Annotated in this window: 17 protein-coding genes; 10 read left to right on the top strand and 7 right to left on the bottom strand. The window is 73.1% G+C overall.

Annotated features, from left to right (window positions below):
- Positions 1-54: 54 nt before the first annotated feature.
- On the top strand, positions 55-1,005 hold the full coding sequence (locus tag ABGB17_RS06745) for a cation diffusion facilitator family transporter (RefSeq protein ID WP_347626925.1): 951 nt from the start codon (positions 55-57) through the stop codon (positions 1,003-1,005).
- 49 nt (positions 1,006-1,054) lie between these two features.
- On the opposite strand, the gene ABGB17_RS06740 is transcribed toward ABGB17_RS06745, so the two are convergent.
- The gene (locus ABGB17_RS06740; protein WP_347626924.1) at positions 1,055-1,387 is read right to left on the bottom strand and encodes a MerR family DNA-binding transcriptional regulator; all 333 of its coding nucleotides are present in this window, start codon (positions 1,385-1,387) and stop codon (positions 1,055-1,057) included.
- A gap of 112 nt (positions 1,388-1,499) precedes the next feature.
- Here ABGB17_RS06740 and ahcY point away from each other — a divergent pair, with 112 nt between their 5' ends.
- The 5 genes from ahcY to ABGB17_RS06715 all read left to right on the top strand — a co-directional run bounded on the left by ahcY (position 1,500) and on the right by ABGB17_RS06715 (position 7,945).
- Complete coding sequence (ahcY, locus tag ABGB17_RS06735; RefSeq protein ID WP_347626923.1) at positions 1,500-2,927, top strand: adenosylhomocysteinase; 1,428 nt, start codon at positions 1,500-1,502, stop codon at positions 2,925-2,927.
- Between the two features lie 86 nt (positions 2,928-3,013).
- Positions 3,014-4,267, top strand: coding sequence for an adenosylhomocysteinase (locus ABGB17_RS06730; protein WP_347627158.1), 1,254 nt, complete (start codon positions 3,014-3,016; stop codon positions 4,265-4,267).
- 169 nt (positions 4,268-4,436) lie between these two features.
- A complete protein-coding gene (locus tag ABGB17_RS06725) occupies positions 4,437-5,495 on the top strand; it encodes an oligopeptide/dipeptide ABC transporter ATP-binding protein (protein ID WP_347626922.1) in 1,059 nt (352 codons plus the stop codon).
- Between the two features lie 163 nt (positions 5,496-5,658).
- Positions 5,659-6,753, top strand: coding sequence for an RDD family protein (locus ABGB17_RS06720; protein WP_347626921.1), 1,095 nt, complete (start codon positions 5,659-5,661; stop codon positions 6,751-6,753).
- A 202-nt stretch (positions 6,754-6,955) separates the two neighbouring features.
- The gene (locus ABGB17_RS06715; protein ID WP_347626920.1) at positions 6,956-7,945 is read left to right on the top strand and encodes a stage II sporulation protein M; all 990 of its coding nucleotides are present in this window, start codon (positions 6,956-6,958) and stop codon (positions 7,943-7,945) included.
- 11 nt (positions 7,946-7,956) lie between these two features.
- Here ABGB17_RS06715 and ABGB17_RS06710 read toward each other — a convergent pair whose 3' ends face one another.
- From ABGB17_RS06710 to ABGB17_RS06685, 6 genes are all read right to left on the bottom strand, one after another.
- Positions 7,957-9,618 carry a penicillin-binding transpeptidase domain-containing protein gene (locus tag ABGB17_RS06710; protein ID WP_347626919.1) on the bottom strand — a complete coding sequence of 554 codons (1,662 nt, stop codon included), beginning with the start codon at positions 9,616-9,618 and terminating at the stop codon, positions 7,957-7,959.
- An 804-nt stretch (positions 9,619-10,422) separates the two neighbouring features.
- Positions 10,423-11,829 carry a DUF58 domain-containing protein gene (locus tag ABGB17_RS06705; protein ID WP_347626918.1) on the bottom strand — a complete coding sequence of 469 codons (1,407 nt, stop codon included), beginning with the start codon at positions 11,827-11,829 and terminating at the stop codon, positions 10,423-10,425.
- On the bottom strand, positions 11,829-12,821 hold the full coding sequence (locus ABGB17_RS06700) for a MoxR family ATPase (protein WP_347627157.1): 993 nt from the start codon (positions 12,819-12,821) through the stop codon (positions 11,829-11,831). Before ABGB17_RS06700 ends, ABGB17_RS06705 begins: the two co-directional genes overlap by 1 nt.
- Positions 12,822-13,198: 377 nt before the next feature.
- Positions 13,199-14,371: a DUF4350 domain-containing protein gene (locus ABGB17_RS06695; protein WP_347626917.1), complete on the bottom strand. Its 1,173-nt coding sequence runs from the start codon at positions 14,369-14,371 to the stop codon at positions 13,199-13,201.
- A gap of 90 nt (positions 14,372-14,461) precedes the next feature.
- Positions 14,462-15,115, bottom strand: coding sequence for a DUF4129 domain-containing protein (locus ABGB17_RS06690; protein ID WP_347626916.1), 654 nt, complete (start codon positions 15,113-15,115; stop codon positions 14,462-14,464).
- Complete coding sequence (locus ABGB17_RS06685; protein ID WP_347626915.1) at positions 15,112-16,518, bottom strand: glycerophosphoryl diester phosphodiesterase membrane domain-containing protein; 1,407 nt, start codon at positions 16,516-16,518, stop codon at positions 15,112-15,114. The genes ABGB17_RS06690 and ABGB17_RS06685 overlap by 4 nt, the downstream gene beginning before the upstream one ends.
- Positions 16,519-16,825: 307 nt before the next feature.
- Here ABGB17_RS06685 and mtrA point away from each other — a divergent pair, with 307 nt between their 5' ends.
- The 4 genes from mtrA (at position 16,826) to ABGB17_RS06665 (ending at position 22,183) form a co-directional block, all read left to right on the top strand.
- On the top strand, positions 16,826-17,503 hold the full coding sequence (gene mtrA / locus ABGB17_RS06680; RefSeq protein ID WP_347626914.1) for an MtrAB system response regulator MtrA: 678 nt from the start codon (positions 16,826-16,828) through the stop codon (positions 17,501-17,503).
- Between the two features lie 31 nt (positions 17,504-17,534).
- Positions 17,535-19,283, top strand: a complete 1,749-nt coding sequence (gene mtrB / locus ABGB17_RS06675; protein WP_347626913.1) for an MtrAB system histidine kinase MtrB — start codon at positions 17,535-17,537, stop codon at positions 19,281-19,283.
- Positions 19,273-21,069: an LpqB family beta-propeller domain-containing protein gene (locus tag ABGB17_RS06670; RefSeq protein WP_347626912.1), complete on the top strand. Its 1,797-nt coding sequence runs from the start codon at positions 19,273-19,275 to the stop codon at positions 21,067-21,069. Before mtrB ends, ABGB17_RS06670 begins: the two co-directional genes overlap by 11 nt.
- 514 nt (positions 21,070-21,583) lie before the next feature.
- Positions 21,584-22,183 (top strand): ComF family protein, encoded by a 600-nt coding sequence (locus tag ABGB17_RS06665; protein ID WP_347626911.1) that lies wholly within the window; start codon positions 21,584-21,586, stop codon positions 22,181-22,183.
- Positions 22,184-22,952: the final 769 nt, after the last annotated feature.

The following is a 22,952-nucleotide window of genomic DNA, read 5'->3' as shown; positions in this document are numbered from 1 at the left end:
GTGGCGGGCACGGACGGATGCGCACGACCACGGACCATTAAGGGGCGACCAGCGGTGAGCGCGGGCGGCGGTACCAAAGCGATCCTCGCGGCATTGGTCGCGAACCTGGCGATCGCCGTGGCCAAATTCGTGGCATTCCTGTTCACGAGCTCCTCCTCGATGCTCGCGGAGTCGGTCCACTCGGTGGCCGACTCCGGCAACCAGGCGCTGCTGCTGCTCGGCGACCGGCGGTCGCGCCGGCGCGAGAGCCGCATGCACCCGTTCGGGTACGGCAGGGAGCGCTACTTCTACGCGTTCGTGGTCGCGGTGGTGCTGTTCACCATCGGCGCGGTGTTCTCGCTGTACGAGGGCATCGAGAAGATCAGCCACCCGCACGACGTGGAGTCGCCCGCCTGGGCGTTCGGGGTGCTGATCTTCGCGATCATCGCCGAGACGTTCTCGTTCCGCACCGCGATCAAGGAGTCCATGCACGTCAAGGGCGACGCGTCCTGGATCACCTTCATCCGGCGGTCCAAGGCGCCCGAGCTGCCCGTGGTGCTCCTCGAGGACCTCGGCGCGCTGCTCGGCCTGATCTTCGCGCTGTTCGGCGTCACCATGGCCGTGGTCACCGGGGACGGCGTGTGGGACGGCATCGGCACCCTCATGATCGGTGTGCTGCTCGCCATCATCGCGATCATCCTGGCCCTGGAGACCAAGTCGCTGCTCATCGGCGAGAGCGCCGCCCCCGAGGCCGAGGAGCAGATCTGCGCCGCGCTCGAGGCCGCGCCCGAGGTGGACAAGGTCATCCACCTGCGCACCCTGCACCTCGGCCCCGAGGAGCTCCTGGTCGCCGCCAAGATCGCCGTCCGGCACGACGACACGGCGGCCGAGGTCGCCCGCGGCATCGACGAGGCCGAGCGCCGCATCCGCGAGGCCGTGCCCATCGCGCGGGTCATCTACATCGAGCCGGACCTCTACCGCGAGGATCGCGCCACGTCCGCCCCCGCGGAGACCGCCACCACCTGACCCGCCGTGCGGCGGCGCGCTGTCGCCGTTCGCGCGCCGTGCCGTACCGTCACCGGCCGCGCAGCAGGCGCAGGGCCTTCTCCTTCTCGAAGTCGAGGGCGCGGCGCGGGGCGTGGAGGCGGCCGATCCGCAGGCCGAGGTCGCGTACGGCCTGGGCGACGGAGGGCTCGCTGAGCACGCGCAGGCCGAAGGCCAGCTCGGCGGGGGAGACGTCGAAGCGGCGTTCCAGCTCCATGGCCTGGCCGACGGCGGCCAGCTCGTCGGGGCCGAACCGGCGGTGCGAGCCCCGGTCCCGGGTGGGGGGGAGCAGGCCGAGCGCTTCCCGGTAGCGGAGCATGCGGGGGGACAGACCGAGGTGCTTGGCGGCCTCTGTGATGCGCATGGGACCAATTCTTACATTCTTGTGTGAGATTTGCCGCCCCGAGCGTGCGTCCGGCTAGGGGCGGCTCGTAAACTCGCTGAAGACGCACTTGATCGGGTTGAGGGGAAGACAGATGGACTTCAAGGTCGCCGACCTTGCGCTGGCCGATTTCGGCCGCAAGGAGATCCAGCTCGCCGAGCACGAGATGCCGGGCCTGATGGCCATCCGCCGTGAGTACGCCAGCGCGCGTCCACTGAGCGGGGCCAAGATCATGGGCTCGCTCCACATGACCATCCAGACCGCGGTGCTCATCGAGACGCTGGTCGAGCTCGGCGCCGACGTGCGCTGGGTGAGCTGCAACATTTTCTCCACCCAGGACCACGCCGCCGCCGCCGTGGTGGTCGGCCCGGCCGGCACCGTGGAGGACCCCCAGGGTGTGCCGGTCTTCGCCTGGAAGGGCGAGACGCTGGAGGAGTACTGGTGGTGCACCGACCAGGCCCTCGCGTGGCCTGACGGCACCGGCCCCAACATGATCCTGGACGACGGAGGCGACGCCACCCTGCTCGTCCACAAGGGCGCCGAGTACGAGAAGGCCGGCGTCGTGCCGTCCGCCTCGGACGAGGACTCCGAGGAGTGGAAGATCATCCTCGACCTCCTCCACCGCACCGTGACCTCCGAGGGCCGTTGGACCAAGGTCGCCGAGGGCATCAAGGGCGTCACCGAGGAGACCACCACCGGCGTGCACCGCCTGTACGAGATGTTCAAGAACGGCACCCTGCTGTTCCCGGCGATCAACGTCAACGACTCGGTCACCAAGTCGAAGTTCGACAACAAGTACGGCTGCCGCCACAGCGTGATCGACGGCCTGAACCGCGCCACCGACGTGCTGATCGGCGGCAAGGTCGCGGTCGTCTGCGGCTACGGCGACGTCGGCAAGGGCTGCGCCGACGCGCTGCGCGGCCAGGGCGCCCGGGTCATCGTCACCGAGATCGACCCGATCTGCGCGCTGCAGGCCGCCATGGACGGCTACCAGGTCACCACCCTGGACGAGGTCGTCGGCATCGCGGACATCTTCGTGACCGCCACCGGCAACTACGACATCATCACGGCCGACCACATGGGCCGCATGAAGCACCAGGCGATCGTGTCCAACATCGGCCACTTCGACAACGAGATCGACATGGCGGGCCTCGCCAAGGTGCCCGGCATCGTCAAGACCGAGGTCAAGCCGCAGGTGCACACCTGGACCTTCCCCGACGGCCACTCGATCATCGTGCTGGCTGAGGGCCGCCTGATGAACCTCGGCTGCGCCACCGGCCACCCGAGCTTCGTGATGTCCAACTCGTTCACCAACCAGGTGATCGCCCAGATCGAGCTGTTCACCAAGACGGACGAGTACCCGATCGGCGTGTACACGCTGCCGAAGCACCTGGACGAGAAGGTCGCGCGCCTTCACCTCGACGCGCTCGGCGTGAAGCTGACCGAGCTCACCAAGGCGCAGGCGGAGTACATCGGCGTGGACGTCGAGGGCCCGTACAAGCCGGACCACTACCGCTACTGATCGGCTGCTTGATCGGCCCGGCCGTACGGCCGGCATGAGGGTCCCCGTGCGCGACCGGCACGGGGACCTTCGTCCAATGGGGGGGCATCGTGGACAACACCGACGCGTCGCTGGCGGAAGCGGGCGAGCGGCGCATCGACTGGGCGCTCCGCTCCATGCCCGTCCTGCGCGCTCTCGGCGAGCGGTTCGCCGAGACCCGGCCGCTGGACGGCCTGAAGATCGCCGCGTGCCTGCACGTCACCGCGGAGACCGCCGTGGCGGTCGGCGTGCTGCGCGCGGGCGGCGCCGAGCTGGCCCTCGCGGCGTCCAACCCGTTGTCCACCCAGAACGACGTCGCCGCGGCGCTGCGCTCGTACGGCATGGAGGTGTACGCGCGGGCCGGGGTGGACCGCGACACCTACTACCGGCACATCAACCAGGCGCTGGACATCGGCCCGGACATCGTGCTGGACGACGGGTGCGACCTGGTGAACACCCTGCACACCGAACGCACCGAGCTGCTCAAGGGCGTCAGCGGCGGCTGCGAGGAGACCACGACCGGCGTGATCCGCCTGCGGCAGATGGCCGCCGAGCAGGCTTTGCGTTTCCCCGTGGTCGCCGTCAACGACACCCGCACCAAGCGGATGTTCGACAACCGCTACGGCACCGGCCAGTCCACGCTGGACGGCATCACCCGCGCCACCAACACGCTGCTCGCCGGCCGCACCGTCGTCGTCGCCGGTTTCGGCTACTGCGGCCGAGGCGTCGCCGAGCGGGCCCGCGGCCACGGCGCCCGCGTCGTCGTCACCGAGATCGACCCCGTGAAGGCCCTGGACGCGAGCCTGCAGGGCTACGAGGTCCGCACCATGTCCGAGGCCGCCCGCATCGGCGACCTGTTCATCACCGTCACCGGCAACCGTGACGTCATCCGCGGCGAGCACTTCGTCGAGATGAGGGACGGCGCCATCCTCGCCAACGCCGGCCACTTCGACATAGAGATCGACGTCCGGGCCCTGGAAGGCATGGCCCACGACGTCCACCTGGGTGTCCGCCCCTACACCGACGAGTACATCCTCCCCGACGGCCGCCGCCTCCTCCTGCTGGCCGAAGGCCGGCTGGTCAACCTGACGGCCGCCGAGGGGCACCCCGCCGCCGTGATGGACATGTCGTTCTCCGCGCAGGCTCTGGCCGTGGCCTGGCTGGCCGAGGAACGCGTGCGCCTCTCTCCCGGCGTCTACGACGTCCCCGGCGAGATCGACGCCGAGGTCGCCCGCCTGAAACTGGCCGCCGCCGGCATCGGCATCGACGCGCTGACCCCCGTGCAGGCCGACTACCTGCGCTCCTGGCGCTTCGGCTCCTGACCCCTCGGGCATTGTCGCGATTCGCTGACAAATCCCGATCAAACCAGCATCACTTATGGGTCGCGCCTCCCCAACACTTGGATAACCTCTCTCGACTTCCCACGCCCCGGAGTGGGTTCCTGTCCTTCATGACACCCCCTACTCCGCAAGCTGCATGCCCCTCCTCCAGGTGACGGACCTGACGGTCACCGTCCCGCCCGGGGGGACGGCGGCCCGGCGCCACCGCGGCCCTTCCGGCGTGCCCCCCACGCCGGGGGTGCGGGAGCTGTCGTTCGTGCTCGAGACCGGTCGTGCGCTCGCGGTCGTGGGTGAGGCGGGCAGCGGAGCCCGCGAGTGCGTGCGGGCCCTGGCGGGGATGCTGCCGGAGGCCCAGGTGTCGGGCCAGGCGATGTTCGAGGGGACGGACCTGCTGCGACCGGGACGGCGGGCCCGGCACGCGGGGATCGGGACCCTGTTCCCCGGCGACGCGACCAGGCCGCATCCGTTGCGCCGGGTCGGGGGGCAGATCGCGAGCCTGATCAGAACACACGACCGGAGCGTCGGCCGGCCCGCGGCCCGGGGGCGCGCGGTGGAACTGCTCGAACGGGTGGAGCTCGACGATCCCGCGCGGCGAGCCAGGCAGTACCCGTACCAGCTCTCCGAGGAGACGCGGCGCCGGGTGATGATCGCCATGGCGTTCGCACCGGGCCCGAGATTGCTGATCGCGGAGGACCCGGCGGAGGCCATCGCCCCCGCAGCGGCCACCGCCGTCCTCGATCTGATCCACCGCCTACGGCAGGAATCCGGCACCGCCCTCCTGCTCGCCACCCGCGACCTCGGCACCGCCACCGCGATGACCGACGAGATCGTCATGATGTACGCCGGACTCCCCGTGGAACGCGCCGCCCCCCACACACTCCTCCATCACCCCCACCACCCGTACACCAAGGGCCTGGTGGAACGCGCCGCCCCCCACACGCTCCGCCATCACCCCCACCACCCGTACACCAAGGGCCTGCGGGAATCCTCCCCCGGCAGCCGGCCCGTCCCCTCCGGCTGCCCCTTCCACCCCCACTGCCGCTACGCCATGCCCGTCTGCGCCGCCGAACGCCCCCCACTGTCCCGTGTGACAGGTGACGGCGACCACTCCTCCGCCTGCTGGCTCCCCCATGAGGCCATAGGCCTGGGCGAAGCCGCCGAGGCTCTACGCCTCCGCTTCTCCCGTCCCGATCCCGGCGGGCCGCCGTAGAAGCGGCGCCGGGTCCGCCGCACCACGTCCCGCCGCGTCGGCGCCGTTGACATACCAGGACGTGACGGGAACCTTCCGGGGCGGGGCGCGGGCTGAGCGGGACCTGCGGGGGAGGTGTGGCTTCGGGCGGGCGGGTTGTTCTGGGGCGGAATAGGGTGTGGGCGTGGCGGATGTCGTGACTGGGGAAGCGGTCGTTCTTGAGGTCCGGGTGGCGCAGTTGCCGTCCCGGGCGTTGGCGTTGCTCATCGACGGGATCTTGCAGGGGCTGGCGATCTACGCGGTCGGGTGGGTCTGGGGGCAGCTGGGGTTCGTGGCGGAGCAGGCGGTGGTGGTGGCCGTCGCCATCTTGCTGAGTGCGCTGATCTTGGTGGGGTACCCGGTGGCGGCGGAGACGTTGTCGCGGGGGCGGAGTGTGGGGAAGCTCGTGTTCGGGCTTCGGGTGGTGAGTGACGACGGGGGGCCGGAGCGGTTCCGGCAGGCGTTGTTCCGGGGGCTCGCGGGGGTGGTGGAGTTCTGGTTCCTGCTGGGGGCGCCGGCGCTGATCACTTCGCTGATCTCTTCACAGGGGAAGCGGCTGGGGGATCTGTTCGCGGGGACGATCGTGATCTCGGAGCGGGGGCCGCGGCAGGCGCCGCCGCCGGAGATGCCGCCGTGGATGGCCCCGTGGGCGCGGACGCTGGAGTTGTCCCGGCTGCCGGAGGGCATCGCGGCCGCGGCCCGGCAGTACCTGTCGCGGTGGCACCAGCTCGCGCCCGGCGTCCGGCACGAGATGGGCCTGCGGATCGCGGCCGAGTTCGCCTCGTACGTCTCGCCGCCGCCCCCGCCCGGCGAGCCGCCGTACGTCTACCTCGCCGCCGTCCTCGCCGAACGCCGCCACCGCACCGAGGCCCGCCTGGCCCGCCAGATGTCCCGCGGCCCCCTCACCTCACCCGGCCGGCCGCCCCTTCCCGGAGGGCCCGCCACGCCCGCCGCCGCCGCGCAGTGGCACGGCCCGGGTACGGGGCAGTGGCAGGGGCCGGGGGCCGGACAGTGGCAGGGCCCGGGGGCCGGACAGTGGCAGGGCCCGGCGGCCGTTCCGCCGCAGGGGTCCGGCCCGGTTCAGGGGGGGATGCCCGGTGGCTGGCACGGGTCCGCGGCCGGGGCGGCGCAAGGAATCATGAGGCCGCCGCCTCCCACCGGGTTGCCTGTTCCCCTGCCCCCACCTGCGGGAACGCCGGGAGGGGCCGCCACATCGGGCGGCTTCGTGGCACCCGCCTGAACTTTTTTCCCTTCTGTGTGCATACCTCGCCCGGCAGAGGGCAGTCAGGGTCGCAGCGGACCACTGGGGCATTGGTCCGCGACGTGGGAATGGGTATGGCCGACGCGCGAGGGAGAGGTCGCGCCGGCCATATCCCCCACTCCTCCTCCCGGAGAAGGCCGTGGGGCGCTCGTGCCGGGCCGTGGGCAATAGGCTCTGGGACGTGGACATCGACGCGTTCGTCAACGCGCACAAGCCTGAGTGGGACCGGCTGGAGACCCTCGTGCGGCGCCGGCGCTCGCTGAGCGGTGCCGAGGTGGACGAGATGGTCGAGCTCTATCAGCGTGCGGCGACCCACCTGTCCATCGTGCGGGCGGGGTCGGACCTTCTGCTGGTGGGACGGCTGTCGGCGCTCGTCGCGCGGGCACGTTCCGCGGTGACGGGGGCGCACAGCCCGGCGTGGCGGGAGTTCGGCCGGTTCTTCACCGTCTCGTTCCCCGTCGTGGCGTACCGCGCCCGCTGGTGGTGGCTGGCGACGTCGGCGGTGTTCCTCGCCGTGTCCCTGCTGGTCGGCATCTGGATCGCGCGCAACCCCGAGGTCCAGAACGCCATCGCGAGCCCGGAGCGCATCAGGCAACTGGTGGAGCACGACTTCGCCGACTACTACTCCGAGCACCCCGCCGCCGCGTTCGCCGGCCAGGTGTGGATCAACAACGCCTGGCTGTCCCTGCAGGTCATCGCGATGTCCGTCGTGCTCGGCATCCCCATCCCGTGGGTGCTGTGGGAGAACGCCGTGAACGTCGGCGTCGCCGGCGGCCTCATGGCCTCCCGGGACCGCCTCGACATCTTCTTCGGCCTGATCACCCCGCACGGCCTGCTGGAGCTGACCGCCGTCTTCCTCGCCGCCGCCGTGGGCATGCGCCTCGGCTGGACGGCCATCGACCCCGGGCCGAGACGCCGCGGCGAGGCCCTCGCCGAGCAGGGCAGGGCCGTGGTGAGCGTCGCGCTCGGCCTGGTGGTCGTGCTGCTGGTGTCCGGCCTGATCGAGGCCCTGGTCACGCCGTCGCCCCTGCCCACGTGGGCGCGGGTCGGCATCGGCGTGGTGGCCGAGGCGGCGTTCCTGGCGTACGTGGTCTACTTCGGCCGCCGCGCCCTGCGCGCGGGCGAGACCGGCGACCTGGAACGCGTCCCGGACGTCGCGCCGTCCGCCTAGACCCGTCCGGCCTAGAGCCTCTTGAGGAACTCGGCGGCGACAGGCGCGGCGACCGAGCCGCCCGAGCCGCCGTTCAGGACCAGGACGGCGAAGGCCAGGCCGTCGCGGTACCCGATGAACCAGGCGTGGGTCCGCGCGCCCGCGACCTCCGCGGTGCCGGTCTTGCCCGCCGTCCCGGACGGCAGCCCCGCCCGCGCGGCCGTGCCATCGGTGACCACGGCCGCCATCATGGACCGCAACGACGCCGCCACCCCGTCGTCCAGCGGCACCGCCGCCCCGCCGTCCGCCCCCGGCGTCACCACGGCCTGCCGCCACACGCCGCTCGCCACCGCGGCGGCAACCTCGGCCATGCACAGCGGGCTGGCCTGCACCGAGTTCTGCCCGATGGCATCCGCGCCGAGCTCGTCGGGGGTCGCGAACGGGCGGATGCGGCACGAGCTCAGGCCCGGCTTCTCGCGGAACCCGAACCGGTCGGCCGCCTCGGCGCGCAGCCGGTCGTCACGCAGCCGCTCGTAGGCCTGCTTGACGAACGTCGTGTTGCACGACCGCGCGAAGGCGGTGGAGAGCGGCACGGTGCCGTGGTCGGTGCCGTCGGCGTTGGCGAAGCTCCGGCCGTTCGGGATCGTGTACGCCGCGGGGCAGGTCACCGGCGACTGCGGCGTCAGGCCCGAGCGCAGCAGCGCGGCGGCCGTCACCACCTTGAACGTCGAACCGGGCGGGTACAGGCCGTTGAACGCCCCCTTGGCGCCGAGCGTGTCCGCCACGGCCCGCACCTCGCGCGTCGCGATGTCCAGCGCCACGACGGCCGCGGGCTGCCCGACGCCGTCGAGCGCGCGGGCGGCGGCGGACTGGGCGCGCCTGGCGATGGTGGTGCGGGTGCCGTCCTCCGGCTCGGGGGAGGACAGCAGCACCTTGCCGGACGGCACCTCCTCCAGCGACAGCTTGGTCTGCGTGGCGCTGAGGCCGCTGAAGTGGTCGCCCGCCCGGCTGTCGGCGGGGAACGGCTTGCCCTCGCGGGTCAGCGTCGCCGGCCGGGGCGCCTTGGTCTCGACGAGACGCAGGCTCCCGCCGTCCTTGAGCGAGGGGTGCAGGGTCTCCGGCGCCCAGAGCACCTTCCACACGCCGTCCCTGCGCCCGAGGCGCACCACCGACTCGAACGGCCACCGCCCGAGCCCCGTGATCTCCCGTACCCCCTGGAAGGCCGCCTCGGCGGCGTCCTCGGCGACCCTGCGGGTCTCGCCGGGGGTCAGGGACAACGACGCGACGCGCAGCTCGGCGGTGAACCGCCGGTGCCGTTCGGCGAAGTCGGCCGGAGGGTCGGCGGCCAGCGACGCCATGGTGGCGAAGTCCCCCGCCTGCCAGGCGGCGAAGTACTGGGCCGCCACCGGCTCCGGGGCGTCCGCGGGCGGGCCGGCCGAGGTCGTCGAGGGCGGCGCCGAGGGGGGAAGCGGCAGGCTCTCGGTGGGCGTGGCGTTCACGGTGCCGGACGGGGGCAGAGGTTCGAGGGTCAGCTCCCGCCCCGGTTCCCGCTCGGCCTGCGCTCCATCGCCCGGCCCGACCGGCCGCACCGCCGCCCGCGTCGCCGGGTCCGGCGCGAATGCCAGCGAGACCACCCCGATGACGACCAGCACCGCCACCACGGCCACCATCAGCAACGGCCAACGATCACGCAACCGCATCATCCGCCCATCCCCCGCCGCGTGTCTGCGGATACGGATCGTAAAGCGTGCCGACCGCCTCAACCAGCTTTTTGTAGCGAATGCCACCCGAAGCGTGATATGGGGGCCGACGCTATGTCGCACAGGGCGGGGCGGGTGTGTGCCTGCGGGGCGGGTCCGTCCGCCGGTGGCCCCGGTGGCCTGGTGGCCGGTTGGCTCGGTGGCCGGGTGGCTCGGTGGCTCGGTGGCCGGGTGGCCGGTTGGCCGGGTGGCCGGGTGGCCGGTTGGCCCGGTGGCCGGGTGGCCGGTTGGCCCGGTGGCCGGGTGGCCCGGTGGCCCGGTGCCGGTGAGCCGGTGGGCCGGTGGGCCGGTGGGCCGGTGGCCCCGGTGGCCCCGGTGGCCCCGGTGGCCTGGTGGCCTGGTGGCCTGGTGGCCTGGTGGCCGGTTGGCTCGGTGGCCGGGTGGCTCGGTGACCGGGGGACCGGGTGACCGGGTGGCCGGTGGCCCAGGTGGACCGGTGGCCCGGTGGCCCAGGTGGACCGGTGGCCCGGTGGCCCAGGTGGACCGGTGGCCCGGTGGCCCCGGTGGCCCTGGTGGCCCGGTTGGCCCGGTGGACCTGGTGGCCCGGTTGGCCCGGTGGCCGGTTGGCCGGTTGGCCGGGTGGCCGAGGTGGCCCGGTGGCCCGGTGGCCCGGTGGCCCGGTGCCGGTGGGCGGATGTGGCGGTGGTGGTGTGCCGGTGGGCGGATGTGGTGGTGTGCCGGTGGGCGGATGGGGTGGTGGGCCGGTGGGCGGATGGGGTGGCCGGAGTTGGGGGCAGGTCAGAGGCGGCCGGCGGCTTTCAGGGCCAGGTAGGTGTCGGCGAGGGCGGGGGCCAGGTCGTCGGGGACGGCGTCCACGACCTCGCAGCCGTGGCGGCGCAGGTGTGCGGTGAGGCGGGCGCGGTCGTCGCGCAGGCGTTCGGCCGCGGCGGCGTCGTACACGCGCTCGGGGGTGCCCCGGCCGGCGGCCATCTCGGCGACGCGGGGGTCGGCCACGGCGGCGACCAGCACCAGGTGGCGGGAGGTGAGCTGGGGGAGCACCTGGAGCAGGCCCTCGTCCATGGCGGTGGAGTTCAGGTCGGTCAGCAGGACCACCAGGCACCGCCGCTTGGCGCGGGCCAGGATGGCGGCCACCATGCCGGCCGAGTCGGACTCCACCAGCTCCGCCTCGATGGGCGCCATCACGTTGACCAGCGCGGGCAGCGAGTCCGACCGCGAACCGCCGGTCGTCCAGGCCCGCACGGCGCGGTCGAAGGCCAGGAAGTCGACCCGGTCGCCCGCCCGCCCCGCGAGCGCGGCGAGCAGCAGCGCCGCGTCCATCGACCAGTCCAGACGCGGCCACCCGCCGTCCCCGGCCGCGGTGAAGCCGTCCCCCGCCGGCCGGCCGGAGTGGGCCGGCGCCGGGGAGCCGGAGCCGGTGGACGCCGGGGAGCCGGGCGGCGCGAACGGGGAGACGCCGACGCGGCCCGCCGAGGTGCGGCCGGTGTCCAGGACGATGAGGACGCGGCGGTCGCGTTCGGGACGCCAGGTGCGGACCACGACGTCGGCGCGGCGGGCGCTGGCGCGCCAGTCGATGGAGCGTACGTCGTCGCCCACGACGTACTCGCGCAGGGAGTCGAACTCGGTGCCCTGGCCGCGCACCAGGGCCGGGTGCTGGCCCTCCAGCTCGCGCAGGCGGGCCAGCTTGGCGGGCAGGTGCTTGCGGCTCAGGAACGGCGGCAGCACGCGCACGGTCCACGGCACGAGGTGCGAGCCCTGGCGGGCCGCCACGCCGAGCGGGCCGAGGGACCGCACGGTGATCGTCGCCGCCTCACGGTCGCCGCGCCGCGCCGGCGTCAGCGTGGTGACGAGCCTGCGGCGCTCACCGGACGGCACGTCCAGCCGCTGCCGGCGGGGACTCGCCCCGGCCGAGGGCGGCCAGGCGTCCCGCAGCGAACCCCGCACCCGCCGTGACCCGGGGTTCTCCACGGTCAGCTCCACCGCGACGCTCCCGCCGAGCCGCACCAGCCGCTCGCCGTCCCTGCGGAACCGCAGCGGCCGCACACTCCCCGCGAACAGCAGATCGACCGCGACCAGCGCCGCGACCAGCAGGAACAGGCCGAGCAGCGCGTAGCCGGGCTCCGGCGCGAACAGCACCACCACGGCGCCGATCGCGGCGATCAGGCCCGCCCGGCCGGTGAGAGCCATCAGCGCGGGACCGGGACCGAGGCGAGCACGCCGTCCAGCAGGCCGTCCGCCGTGGCGCCTTCGAGCTCCGCCTCGGGCCGGAGCTGCACCCGGTGCCGCAGGGCGGGCTTGGCCAGCGCCTTCACGTCGTCCGGGGTGACGTACGCGCGGCCGGACAACCACGCCCAGGCCCGGGCGGCGGCGAGCAGCGCGGTGGCACCACGCGGGGAGACGCCGAGCTGCAGGGACGGCGACATGCGGGTGGCGCGGGCGAGGTCCACGACGTACCCGAGCACCTCGGAGGCCACGTGCACCCGGCCCACCTCGGCACGCCCGGCGGCGAGGTCGGCGGCGGTGGCCACCTGCTTGACGTGCGACAGGTCCTTGGGGTCGAAGCCGAGGGCGTGCCGCTCCAGCACGGCGATCTCCTGGTCGCGCGGCGGCAGCGGCACGGTCAGCTTGAGCAGGAACCGGTCGAGCTGGGCCTCGGGGAGCTGGTAGGTGCCCTCGTACTCGATGGGGTTCTGCGTGGCCACCACCACGAACGGGTCGGGGAGCTGCCGGGCCGAGCCCTCCACGCTGACCTGCCGTTCCTCCATCGCCTCAAGCAGCGCGGCCTGCGTCTTCGGCGGCGTGCGGTTGATCTCGTCGGCGAGCAGCAGGTTGGTGAACAGCGGGCCCTCGCGGAAGGCGAACTCCGCCGTCCGCGCGTCGTACACCAGTGAGCCGGTGACGTCGCCCGGCATGAGGTCCGGCGTGAACTGCACCCGCTTGAAGTCCAGCGCCAAGGTGGAGGCCAGCGTGCGCACCAGCAGCGTCTTGGCGACACCCGGCACACCTTCCAGCAGCACGTGCCCCCGGCACAGCAGCGCGATCACCAGCCCGGTCACCACGGCGTCCTGCCCCACCACGGCCTTGGCCACCTCGGCCCGCAACGCCCCGAGCGCCTCCCGCGCCCCCGCGGCCCCGGTGGGTGCGACGGCCGTGCCGCCGTACGCGATGGTCTGGTTCATGTCGGGCCCGTCCCGCTCCGGCGTGCCGCGCGACGGCTCGGCGGCCGTGCCGTACGGGGCACCCTGGGGCGTCGTGCCCGGCTGCGGGGCGCTCTGAGGCGTGCCCGGCGGCGGGGCACCCTGAGGGGGGCCTGCCTGCGGGGCACCCTGAGAGGAGCCGTGGCCGCCCTGCTGCGTCCCCTGGGAAGTGCCGTACGAGCCGCCCTGGGGCGAGCCGTACTCGGGCTCCATGGCACCCGTGTTCCGGCTGGTGTCCTGGCTCTCGGGGCCCTGCGCCGGCTCCGGTGGGGAGCCGTACGGGCCGGTGGGGCCGGGCGAAGCCGCGGGCCAGGAAGGGCCGGGGGGTCCGCTCTGGGGAGCTCCCGGCGGAGGTGTGGTCACGGCTCTCGTACCTGCCTTTCCAAGGTGTCCAGGTGACTCGCCAGGGCCACGAGCCCGGCGTCGTCGGAGGGGGGCGGGCCGAACATCACGGCGCGGACCCAGGTGGGCTCCCGCCCGGTCCGCGCGGCCGCGATGGCGGCGATCTGCTCGGGGGTGGCGTCCGCGTTCAGGCCGAGCCGCGGCGTCAGCCGGGCCACGCTCGCGGCCCGCAGCGCGGCCGCCGCCTGGCCCCGTGCCCGGCGCGCCCGGTACAGGCGGCCGCGGCCCTCCACGGTCTCGGCCGCCCGGACGACCACCGGAAGCCGTTCGACCACGACCGGGCCGAGGCGCCGCACCCGCCAGAGCGCGACGAGCAGCACGGCCACGCCTAGCTGCAGCACCGCCCAGGGGATGCCGCGCGGCAGCAGGTCGACCAGGCTCGCGGTGCCCGCGCCGGGGGAGCCGGGCGTCTCGTCCGGCGGCACCAGCCAGATCAGCACCGGCCGGGCGCCGGCGAGGTTGATCGCCAGCGCGGCGTTGCCGTCCTCGGCGAGCCGCTGGTTGCTCATGAACGCGCCGTCCCCGACCGCCGTCACCGTGCGTGCGCCGGTGACGCGGGCGAGGCTCGGCCCGAGGTCGTCCGGGTAGCAGGTGACGCCGCCCCGGGGCACGCTGTACGTCGCCCCGCCGATGTAGGCGCCGCCGGCCAGGGCGGCGGCGGGCAGGTCGCAGCGCGGCTCCCGGGAGCGCACCGACGTGCGCTCCTTCAGGGTGATGCCGGCGCCGAACTCCTCCATGCTGGGGATCGCGCCGACGAGCAGCCGGTCGGCCCGGGTGGCCGCGAGGGCCCGCGCCGCCGCCGGGTCGAAGAGCTGCGGCACCGCCGAGATCAGCATCAGCCGGTCCGGCCCGTCCAGCCGGACGGCCTCCTCCACCGAGGTGACCCGCTCGACCCGCACCCCCTGCCGCCGCAGGATCTCGGCCAGCGCCTTGGAGCCGTTCAGCGTGGTGTCCGCCGGGTCGAGCGGCCTGCCCTCGGTCGAGGTGCCGGTGAACAGCACGGTCACCACCGACACCAGCAGGATCAGCGCCCCGATGACCGCGATCCCCCGCCCGCCCCGCCACATGCTCCGCGCGGTCGGCGAGACGGGCACCGACGCCGCGGCTTCCCGCGGCGGCGCGACGGTCATCGCGCACCCCCGCAGGAGAGCGCGGCCCTGGTCATGGTCGCGGTCATCGCGCACCCCGGAGGAGAGCGCGGCACCCGGCTGCGGTCGCGGTCATCGCGCACCGGCCGGGGACGCGGTGAGCAGGGCGGGCCTGGCGGTGCGGAGGGCCTCGTCGAGGCTGGTCATCTCCTGGTAGCCCTCCGGGGTGCCGGGGGCGGCGCCGTAGGTGACCTCGTCGAACAGGCGGGCCGCGGACGCCAGGCGGGCCGCGTGCGCGGGCAGTTCCCGGCCGGCGGCCTCGGCGAGCTCGTCGGCCGTACGGCCGGGCTGCGGGGTCACGACGGCCCGGTGCTCCAGGTCGCGGGCGATGGCGCGCAGCCGTTCCCTGATCGCCTCCGCCCACCGCGACTCGCCCGCGAGGCGCTCGGCCTCGGCGCGGTGCTCGTCCGCGGTGCGTGCGACCGGCCCGAGCAGCGCCTCGGCGGCCCGCCGCCCGCGGGTGGCCCTGCGCCCCTGCCAGGCGATCAGCGCGATCAGCGCCCCGATGACGACGATGACGATGACGAGCGCGACGACCCCGCCGGGCACGCCGCCCGGCGCGCTGTCCAGCAGCGCGTCGAAGAACTCACGGATCAGCCGGACGGCCCGCTCCAGCAGCGACTCCTGCTGGTACTCCGGCTTGATCAGCTCCTCGACGGCACGGCGCCGCGCCTCGTCGCGCCCGATGTCGTCGAAGGCCGCCGCGGCGGCGGTGCGGAGGATCACGGCGCTCCGGCGGGCGTGGCCCCGGCCGGGCCTGCGGCGTGCGAGGGGTGCCACAGCTCGTCGGCGGAGGCGGGCACCCAGCCCTGGCGGTGCTGCTCGACGGCGGCGGTCTGCAGCACCAGGTCGAACGCCTCGGCGCGCATCCGGCGGTCGGTGTACAGCAGGCCGTTGACACCCGCCTGGATGGGATAGGTGATCATCGCGCTGAGCACGCCGCTGATGGTGAACAGGATCGTGGTCGCCACGGTGGCCCACAACGCGCCCCGGCCCGCCACCGACACCAGCACGCTGGCGACCTCGACCGGCACGGCGAGGATGGCGCCGAGCAGCGCGGTGAGGATCCAGGTGAGCAGCAGGATGCCGAGCACCCGCCAGAACGACCCGCCCACCAGGCCCCACGACCGGCGGATCGCGTCCGTCACGCCGCGCCCCTCCAGCACCACCGCCGGCGCGGCGAGCGACAGGCGGGCGGTCATGAACAGCGCGTACCCGATGTAGATCAGGCCGAACAGCACCGTCACGGCGGCGATCGCCCCGCCGCCGGACCGGATCGCCAGCAGCCCCGCGACCAGCGCGGCGATGAGGAGCAGCGGCGCGGCCACGATGAGCGCGGTGAGCAGGGCGAGCCCGATCAGCGGGCCGATGCGCGACCGGGTGAGCCGCCAGGCCTCCCCCACGGTGATCCGGCCGCCGAACACGGCCCGGCCGAGCACCCGGGTGAGCATGCCGGTGAGGATCGTCACCAGGAAGAACTGCACGACCAGCGACAACAGCGAGCCGCCGAGCTGGGAGGCGAGCCCGCCCATGGACACATCGGCGTCGGACCGCACGGAGGTGCCGGTGAACAGGTCGCCGACCGACCGGTAGTAGATCGCCTGGCCGACGGCCACCGGCAGCGTGCCGATCGCCGCGGCGATGGCGGACAGGCCCAGGGTGGCCTTGGGGTTGGACCGGATCAGCTTGATGGTGCCGTCCAGGATGTCCCCGAGGCCGAGGGGGCGCAGCGGGATGATGCCCGGCCGCAACGCGGGCGGCGGCGGCCGGTAGCCGTACCCGGGCCCGTACCCGCCCTGCGGCTGCCCGTATCCGGGCGGCGGCGCGTGTCCAGGCCCCTGGCCGGGTGCCCCGTACCCGGGCCCCTGGCCCGGCGGTGGCCCGTACCCGGGGGGCGGTCCGTACCCCGGCTGCCCGGGCCCGCCCGGCGGCGGGAAGCCCCCTTGGGGCGGCGGATATCCGCCCTGCGGCGGTCCCTGCCCCTGACCTGGGGGAACGGCCCCTGATCCGGCGTCCTGCGGATCGCCGGGAGCGGTCCACGGCTGCTGCCCCGGCGCGGCGTAGGGCGGAGGCTGGTTCTGCGCCCAGCCCGGGGGAGTGCTGGACGGGGAGCCGTGACCGTCTGACATATCCCAATCCTGGCATGTCGCGCCCCTGCCCGGGGCGGTCGGGCGCCGGATGGAGCCACCGGTTGACCGGACCCGCATCTCATGACGCAGACTTGGGAAGGTACGGTTCGTGGCCGCGCCACGCCACGCGGCGGGTCCATCAGGCCAGATCATTGGCTTGTTCCGTAAGCTGCGCCTAAAATTCGGCTTTCGGTGAAGCTAATGTTCGGTCGTTTATCACCCGGAGAGGTGCGGCGGGTAGCCTTCGGTCGGTCGTGCGGCATTCGCCTCGAACTCCCACACAGATGTGCATAACGAATGAGGGGCTATGAAAGGACGCGTGCTGGTCGTCGACGACGACGCCGCTCTCGCTGAGATGCTCGGCATTGTCCTTCGGGGCGAGGGCTTCGAGCCGTCGTTCGTATCCGATGGGGACAAGGCGCTGGACGCGTTCCGTGACACCCGTCCTGATCTGGTGCTGCTCGACCTGATGCTGCCCGGCGCGGACGGCATCGACGTGTGCCGCCGCATCCGGGCCGAGTCCGGCGTGCCGATCGTGATGCTCACCGCCAAGAGCGACACCATCGACGTGGTGCTCGGCCTGGAGTCCGGCGCCGACGACTACATCGTCAAGCCGTTCAAGCCGAAGGAGCTCGTCGCCCGGGTGCGCGCCCGGCTGCGCCGCACCGACGAGCCGACCCCCGAGGTGCTGCAGATCGGCGACATCACCATCGACGTCGCCGGCCACTCGGTGAAGCGCGGCGAGGACACGGTGAACCTCACCCCGCTGGAGTTCGACCTGCTGGTGGCGCTGGCCCGCAAGCCGCGTCAGGTGTTCACCCGCGAGGTGCTGCTGGAGCAGGTGTGGGGCTACCGCCACGCCGCCGACACGCGCCTGGTGAACGTCCACGTCCAGCGGCTGCGCGCCAAGATCGAGAAGGACCCCGAGCACCCGGAGATCGTGGTGACCGTCCGCGGCGTGGGCTACAAGGCTGGTCCGGCGTAAGCCGCGCGCCGGCTACCTCCCGGACGTCCCCATGTCCTCCCCGACCCCCGCCCGCGGACCTTCGCGGCCGAAGCCGAAGAAGAAGGCGCGGCGCACGCCGCGCCAGATCGTGCGCGGGGTGCGCAGGCGCGCCCGCCGCACGGCCGGGAAGGCGCGCCGCGTGTGGCGGCGCTCCCTCCAGCTCCGGGTGGTCACCAGCACCCTGGTCATTTCGATGACCGTGGTGGCGGTGCTGGGGTTCTTCCTCATGCAGATGATCGACACGGCGGTGCTGCGCGGGCGCATCAACTCCGCCACGTCCGAGGCCCAGGCCAACGTGACGACCGTCGCGAGCTACCTCACCCCGCCCGTCGTGACCCCGAACCGGCAGTCCGCCTCGGCGCCGGACGGCGACGACGTCCAGATGGACAGCCCGGTCGACCAGGCCGCGGACGCCCTCGCCCGGCGGGCCGAGTCGCGGTACAGCGTGGTGATCCTCAACGCCGACCGCGTGGGGGACGACCGCGGCACCGGCAACGTCGACCCGCGCAGCGTGACGCCGAAGCTGCGCGACAAGGTGCGGCAGGTCAAGGACACCCCGCAGGCCATCTACACCTCGCTGTACTACGTCGGCACGTCCAAACCGGTGCCGGCGCTCGCCATCGGCGCGCTGGTGCCCACGGTGTACGGCGACTACGAGGTCTACCACTTCTTCCCGCTCGACGACGACGTGCACACGCTGTCGCTGGTCCAGCAGTGGCTCGTCGTGGTCGGCGTGGCCCTGGTGCTGCTGCTCGCCGCCGTCGCGTTCCTGGTCACCCGGCAGGTCGTCACGCCGGTGCGGCTCACCCGCCAGGCCGCCGAACGCCTCGCCGCGGGCCGGCTGGAGGAACGGCTGCGCATCCGCGGTGAGGACGACCTGGCGCGGCTCGCGGTGTCGTTCAACGAGATGGCCTCCAACCTGGCGCTCAAGATCCACCAGCTTGAGGAGCTGTCGCACGTCCAGCGGCAGTTCGTCTCCGACGTCTCCCACGAGCTGCGCACCCCGCTGACCACCGTGCGCATGGCCGCCGACCTGCTGTACGAGGCGCGCGAGGACTTCGAGCCCGCCGCCGCGCGGTCGGCCGAGCTGATGCAGGCGCAGCTCGAGCGTTTCGAGTCCATGCTCGCCGACCTGCTGGAGATCAGCCGGTACGACGCGGGCGCCGCCACGCTCGACATCGACTCGGTGGACATGCGCGACGTCGTGCTGCGGGCCGTCGGCGACTCCCAGCCGCTCGCCGAGCGCAAGGCGACCCGGCTGGACCTGCGGCTGCCCAACGAACCATGCATGGCCGAGGTGGACAGCCGGCGGGTGGAGCGCATCCTGCGCAACCTGCTGTTCAACGCCATCGAGCACGGCGAGGGGCGCGACATCGTCGTCACCCTGGGCGCCGACCGCGACGCGGTGGCCGTGGCGGTGCGCGACCACGGGGTCGGGCTGAAGCCCGGCGAGGAGAACATGGTGTTCGACCGCTTCTGGCGCGCCGACCCGTCCCGGGCCCGCACCATCGGCGGCACCGGGCTCGGCCTGGCGATCTCCCGTGAGGACGCCCTGCTGCACGGCGGGTGGCTCCAGGCGTGGGGCGTGCAGGGCGAGGGGTCGCAGTTCCGCCTGTCCCTGCCCCGCCAGGCGGGCACCGAGCTGCGCGGTTCGCCGTTGCCGCTGGTGCCCCCCGAGATCGAGATGCGCCGCCACTGGCGCGGTGCCGCCACGCCGGTGCTGGCCCCGGCGATCGAGAGGCACTTCGATGGCGACTGACCGGCCGCTCCCGTCGTCCCCGCTCCGCTCCCGGCGCCTGCTCGGGGGCCTGGCCGCCGTGCTGCTCGTGGTGCTGGCCTGCGCGTCCTGCTCCACGGTGCCGCCCGTGGGGAACGTCTTCCCCGCTCGGGGGGCCAGCGAAGGCGACCCGCTCAGCCGGCCGTTCGTGCGCATCCTGGCCGCCGACCCCAAGCCGAACGGGTCGCCGAACGAGATCGTCAGCGGCTTCCTCGCCGCCGCGGCCAGTTTCGACGACCTCACGCGCACGGTCGCACGCAAGTACCTCACCGGGGAGGCGCAGCGGAGCTGGAGCCCCTACGACGGGATCTCCATCTACGACCAGCGGTCCCTGACCAGCGACCCCCTGCGGGACGGCGTCCAGGAGGCGCGGGTCACGCTGCGCACCACGCTGCTCGGCACCGTGGACGGCGACAGCCACTACGTGCCGAGCGAAACGGAGACCGGGTCCGAACTGACCATGGGCTTCACCCTGATCAAGGTGGCCGGCCAGTGGCGCATCTCGTCGGCGCCCGCCGGGCTGCTGCTGTCCAACGACGACTTCAAGCGCGCGTACCGCCCCTTCGACCTGACCTTCGCGGCCGACGGCGCCGAGGGCCTGGTCGTGGACCAGGTACGGGTGCCGATCAACCCGAGGGAGAGCCTCGCCAAGTCGCTGGTGGACCGGCTCATCGACGGCCCCACCCGGCCGCTGCAGGGGGCCGTCCGGCCGGCGCTCGGCACCGAGGTGAACGTCAACAGCGTGGTGGCGGACGGCGACCTGGTGGTGATCGACTTCACCTACGGCATCGTCGAGGCGGTGCGCGACTCCGCCGACCGCGAGGCCCTGTCGGCGCAACTCGCCTGGACGCTCAAGCCGATGACCGAGTCCCGCCGCATCGAGGTACGCGTCAACGGCGAGACGTTCCCCGGCGGCGCGTTCATCATCGACCCACGTGACTACGACCGTTTCAACCCCGACGTCCTGTCCGGCGAGGCCCAGGCCTACTTCCTGCAACAGGGCAAGCTCCACGTGATCGACAAGGAACGCGAGAACCCCGTCCTCCCCGGTCCCGGCGACGCCCAAGGCCGGCGCTTCACCGACCTGGCGGTCTCCTACGAACGCTCCGCGAAGATCGCCGCCCTGGCTCAGGACGGCGGCGTCTGGGTCAGCGGCATGGCCCCCGGCAGCCAATGGCAACGCTGGATCCCCGGCGCCAAACCCACCGCCCCCTCCTGGGACCGCTACGGCTTCGTCTGGTCCGTGGTCAGGGACGACGGCACCTCCAAGGTCTACCGCTCCGGCGGCCCCTCAGGCCCTCCCACCCTGGTCGCCGCCCCCCAGTTGACCCCCACCGACGTGTCGGCCTTCCGGGTGGCCCGCGACGGCGCCAGAGTCGCGGTCATCTCCGACGACGGCCACGGCCAACGCGTCCTCGTCGGCACCATCGACCGCGCCAAGCTCCAGGTCCAGAACCTCCGCGTCCTGGTCCCCGCCGAAGACGCGCAGGAAATCAGCGACATAGCCTGGCGCGACGCCAGCACCCTCCTGGTCCTCACCAAGAAGAAGTCCGAACGCGAACTGACCCCCTGGTCCGTGACCCAAGGCATCCGCGCCGACACCGCCAAAGCCGCCAGCCGCATAGAGTCCATCACCGCCGCCCCCGACCCCCTCCCCGTCCTGGCAGGCACCGCCGACGGCGGCATAGTCGCCTGGGACCCCCAAAAGAAACAATGGACCACCCTGGTCAAATCCGGCGCCAGCCCTCCCGTCTACCCCCTCGGCTAACCCCCACCCCCCCGTTCTCTTCCCGCCCCCACCGCAAATCGATCACACCTGGGCCGCACCCGTACGCGGTTGACGTGCATGGATGGGGCCGGACCCCCACCCCCTCGCCGTTGTTCGCGTCCTCGTGTACGGCCACGTATCCGGCGCCGCGACGGCGGGAGGTGGTACGGCGAATCCGGCGCCTCGTACGGTGCTCAGCCGGACGGCCTCCGCCTCGCATGCTGCCCTTGAGGCGCACCGTACGCGGGTGAGTGGGGTGGACCCACTCCAGCCACACGCCGTTGTGGCGTCCTGCTGTGCGGGCTGTGTTCGGCGCCACGACGGTGGGGGATGCGGCGAAGCCGGCGCCGTCTTGCGGTGGGTGACCGGTTGTGGACAGTGGGGTGCTGAGGGCGGAGAGTTCGTCGGTGGGGGGCGGCATGGTGAGGGGGTGTTCTCTGCGTTTCTCGATCTGGTTCTGCCGCAGACCTGTGCCGGATGTGGCCTGCCGGGTGCGATGGTGTGTCGTGCCTGCGTGGAGGAGCTTTGCGGTGATCCCGCGCCGCGCCCGCCCGTCCCCGCGCCGCGGGGGATGCCGGAGTGCTGGTCCGCGGGCCCCTATCGGGGAGCCGTCCGCAAGCTCGTCCTCGCCTACAAGGAGCGGGGCCGTACGGCCCTGGTTCGCCCGCTCGCCGACGTTCTCGTCTCGGTGCTGCTCTCGGTGCCGACCCTGCCTGCCGGCCCGCTGGCGATGGTTCCAGTCCCCAGCACAGGTCCGGCCGTACGCCGGCGCGGCCACGACCCCATAGGGCGCTTGGCCGCGTCCGTGGCGCACCGTCTCCGCGGTCTCGGATGTCCCGCCGTCTTCGTCCCCGCACTCAAACACCACCGGAAGGTCCACGACCAGGCCGGCCTCAGCGCCGCTCAGCGTGCCGCCAACCTGTCAGGCGCCCTGGTCGTACGACGACGGTCCCCGGCCTCCTGGGCCTCCGGTGACCTGGTCGCCGTCCTCATCGACGACATCGTGACCACCGGCACCACCTTGACCGAGGCCGCCACCGCCCTCCGACGCACCGGCATCCCCGTCCCCCTCGCGGTCACGCTGGCCGCCACTCCACGCCGATCCCGCACATGAGGTGAGAGCTGTCCGGCCTGGCGCCGTAAGAGGCGCCGGATTCGCCGTACCACCTCCCGCCGACGCGGCGCCGAATACGGGCCCGTGCACGAGGACGGGGGACGGGTCCATGCACGCGGGCGGGGACGAGCCCCTGCATGAGGGCGGGACGAGCCCGTGCAGGGGAAGAAGGGGCCTCTGCATGAGGGCGGGACGCACCCCGTACACGAGGGGGGCGCGGATCCGTACACCGGGGCGAGATGGCCCTCCCTTATGAGGTCGGGATGAACCCGTACATCTGGGTGGGACGCAGCCGTACGTGAGGGCGGCGCGAATCGGTACGCCAGGGCGAGACGGCCTTCCCTTATGAGGTCGGGATGAACCCGTACGTCCGGGTGGGACGCAGCCGTACACGAGGGCGGGGCGGATCCGTACACCAGGGCGAGACGGCCTTCACATACGAGGTCGAGATGAACCGCACATCCGGGTGGGACAACCCGTACACCCGGGTGGGGCGGGGTGGGTGGGGTGCAGTGGGATGGGGGTCCCACGGTGGTCATGGGGACTCGTATGGGTGGGGGCGGTGGCGCTAGAGGCGAAGGGTGGGAGTGATCAGGTGGAGGTTGGGAGACGGGGAGGTCACGGGTTGGCGACACGCCCGGGAGGTTGAGGGAGATCGAAATCATAGGGGTTACGAAAAGTAATGGTTTGGTGAAATCGGGGGGGTGGCGGTGGGGGTAGGGGTTCGTGGCGGGGGTGTCAGATCTCCCTGGTCGTAAGGGGGAGTGGG

The organism is Sphaerisporangium sp. B11E5, from assembly GCF_039871875.1.
GTDB lineage: Bacteria > Actinomycetota > Actinomycetes > Streptosporangiales > Streptosporangiaceae > Sphaerisporangium.
Note: the sequence above shows the minus strand (reverse complement) of the source record. Positions and strands in the feature narration are given on the sequence as shown.

Excerpts from the sequence above, each read along its gene's own strand:
- ABGB17_RS06740 (WP_347626924.1), bottom strand. The coding sequence starts at position 1,387 with ATGCGCATCACAGAGGCCGCCAAGCACCTCGGTCTGTCCCCCCGCATG.
- ahcY (WP_347626923.1), top strand. The coding sequence starts at position 1,500 with ATGGACTTCAAGGTCGCCGACCTTGCGCTGGCCGATTTCGGCCGCAAG.
- ABGB17_RS06705 (WP_347626918.1), bottom strand. The coding sequence starts at position 11,829 with ATGGCTCTCACCGGCCGGGCGGGCCTGATCGCCGCGATCGGCGCCGTG.
- ABGB17_RS06700 (WP_347627157.1), bottom strand. The coding sequence starts at position 12,821 with ATGAACCAGACCATCGCGTACGGCGGCACGGCCGTCGCACCCACCGGG.
- ABGB17_RS06695 (WP_347626917.1), bottom strand. The coding sequence starts at position 14,371 with ATGACCGTCGCGCCGCCGCGGGAAGCCGCGGCGTCGGTGCCCGTCTCG.
- ABGB17_RS06685 (WP_347626915.1), bottom strand. The coding sequence starts at position 16,518 with ATGTCAGACGGTCACGGCTCCCCGTCCAGCACTCCCCCGGGCTGGGCG.
- mtrA (WP_347626914.1), top strand. The coding sequence starts at position 16,826 with ATGAAAGGACGCGTGCTGGTCGTCGACGACGACGCCGCTCTCGCTGAG.
- mtrB (WP_347626913.1), top strand. The coding sequence starts at position 17,535 with ATGTCCTCCCCGACCCCCGCCCGCGGACCTTCGCGGCCGAAGCCGAAG.
- ABGB17_RS06670 (WP_347626912.1), top strand. The coding sequence starts at position 19,273 with ATGGCGACTGACCGGCCGCTCCCGTCGTCCCCGCTCCGCTCCCGGCGC.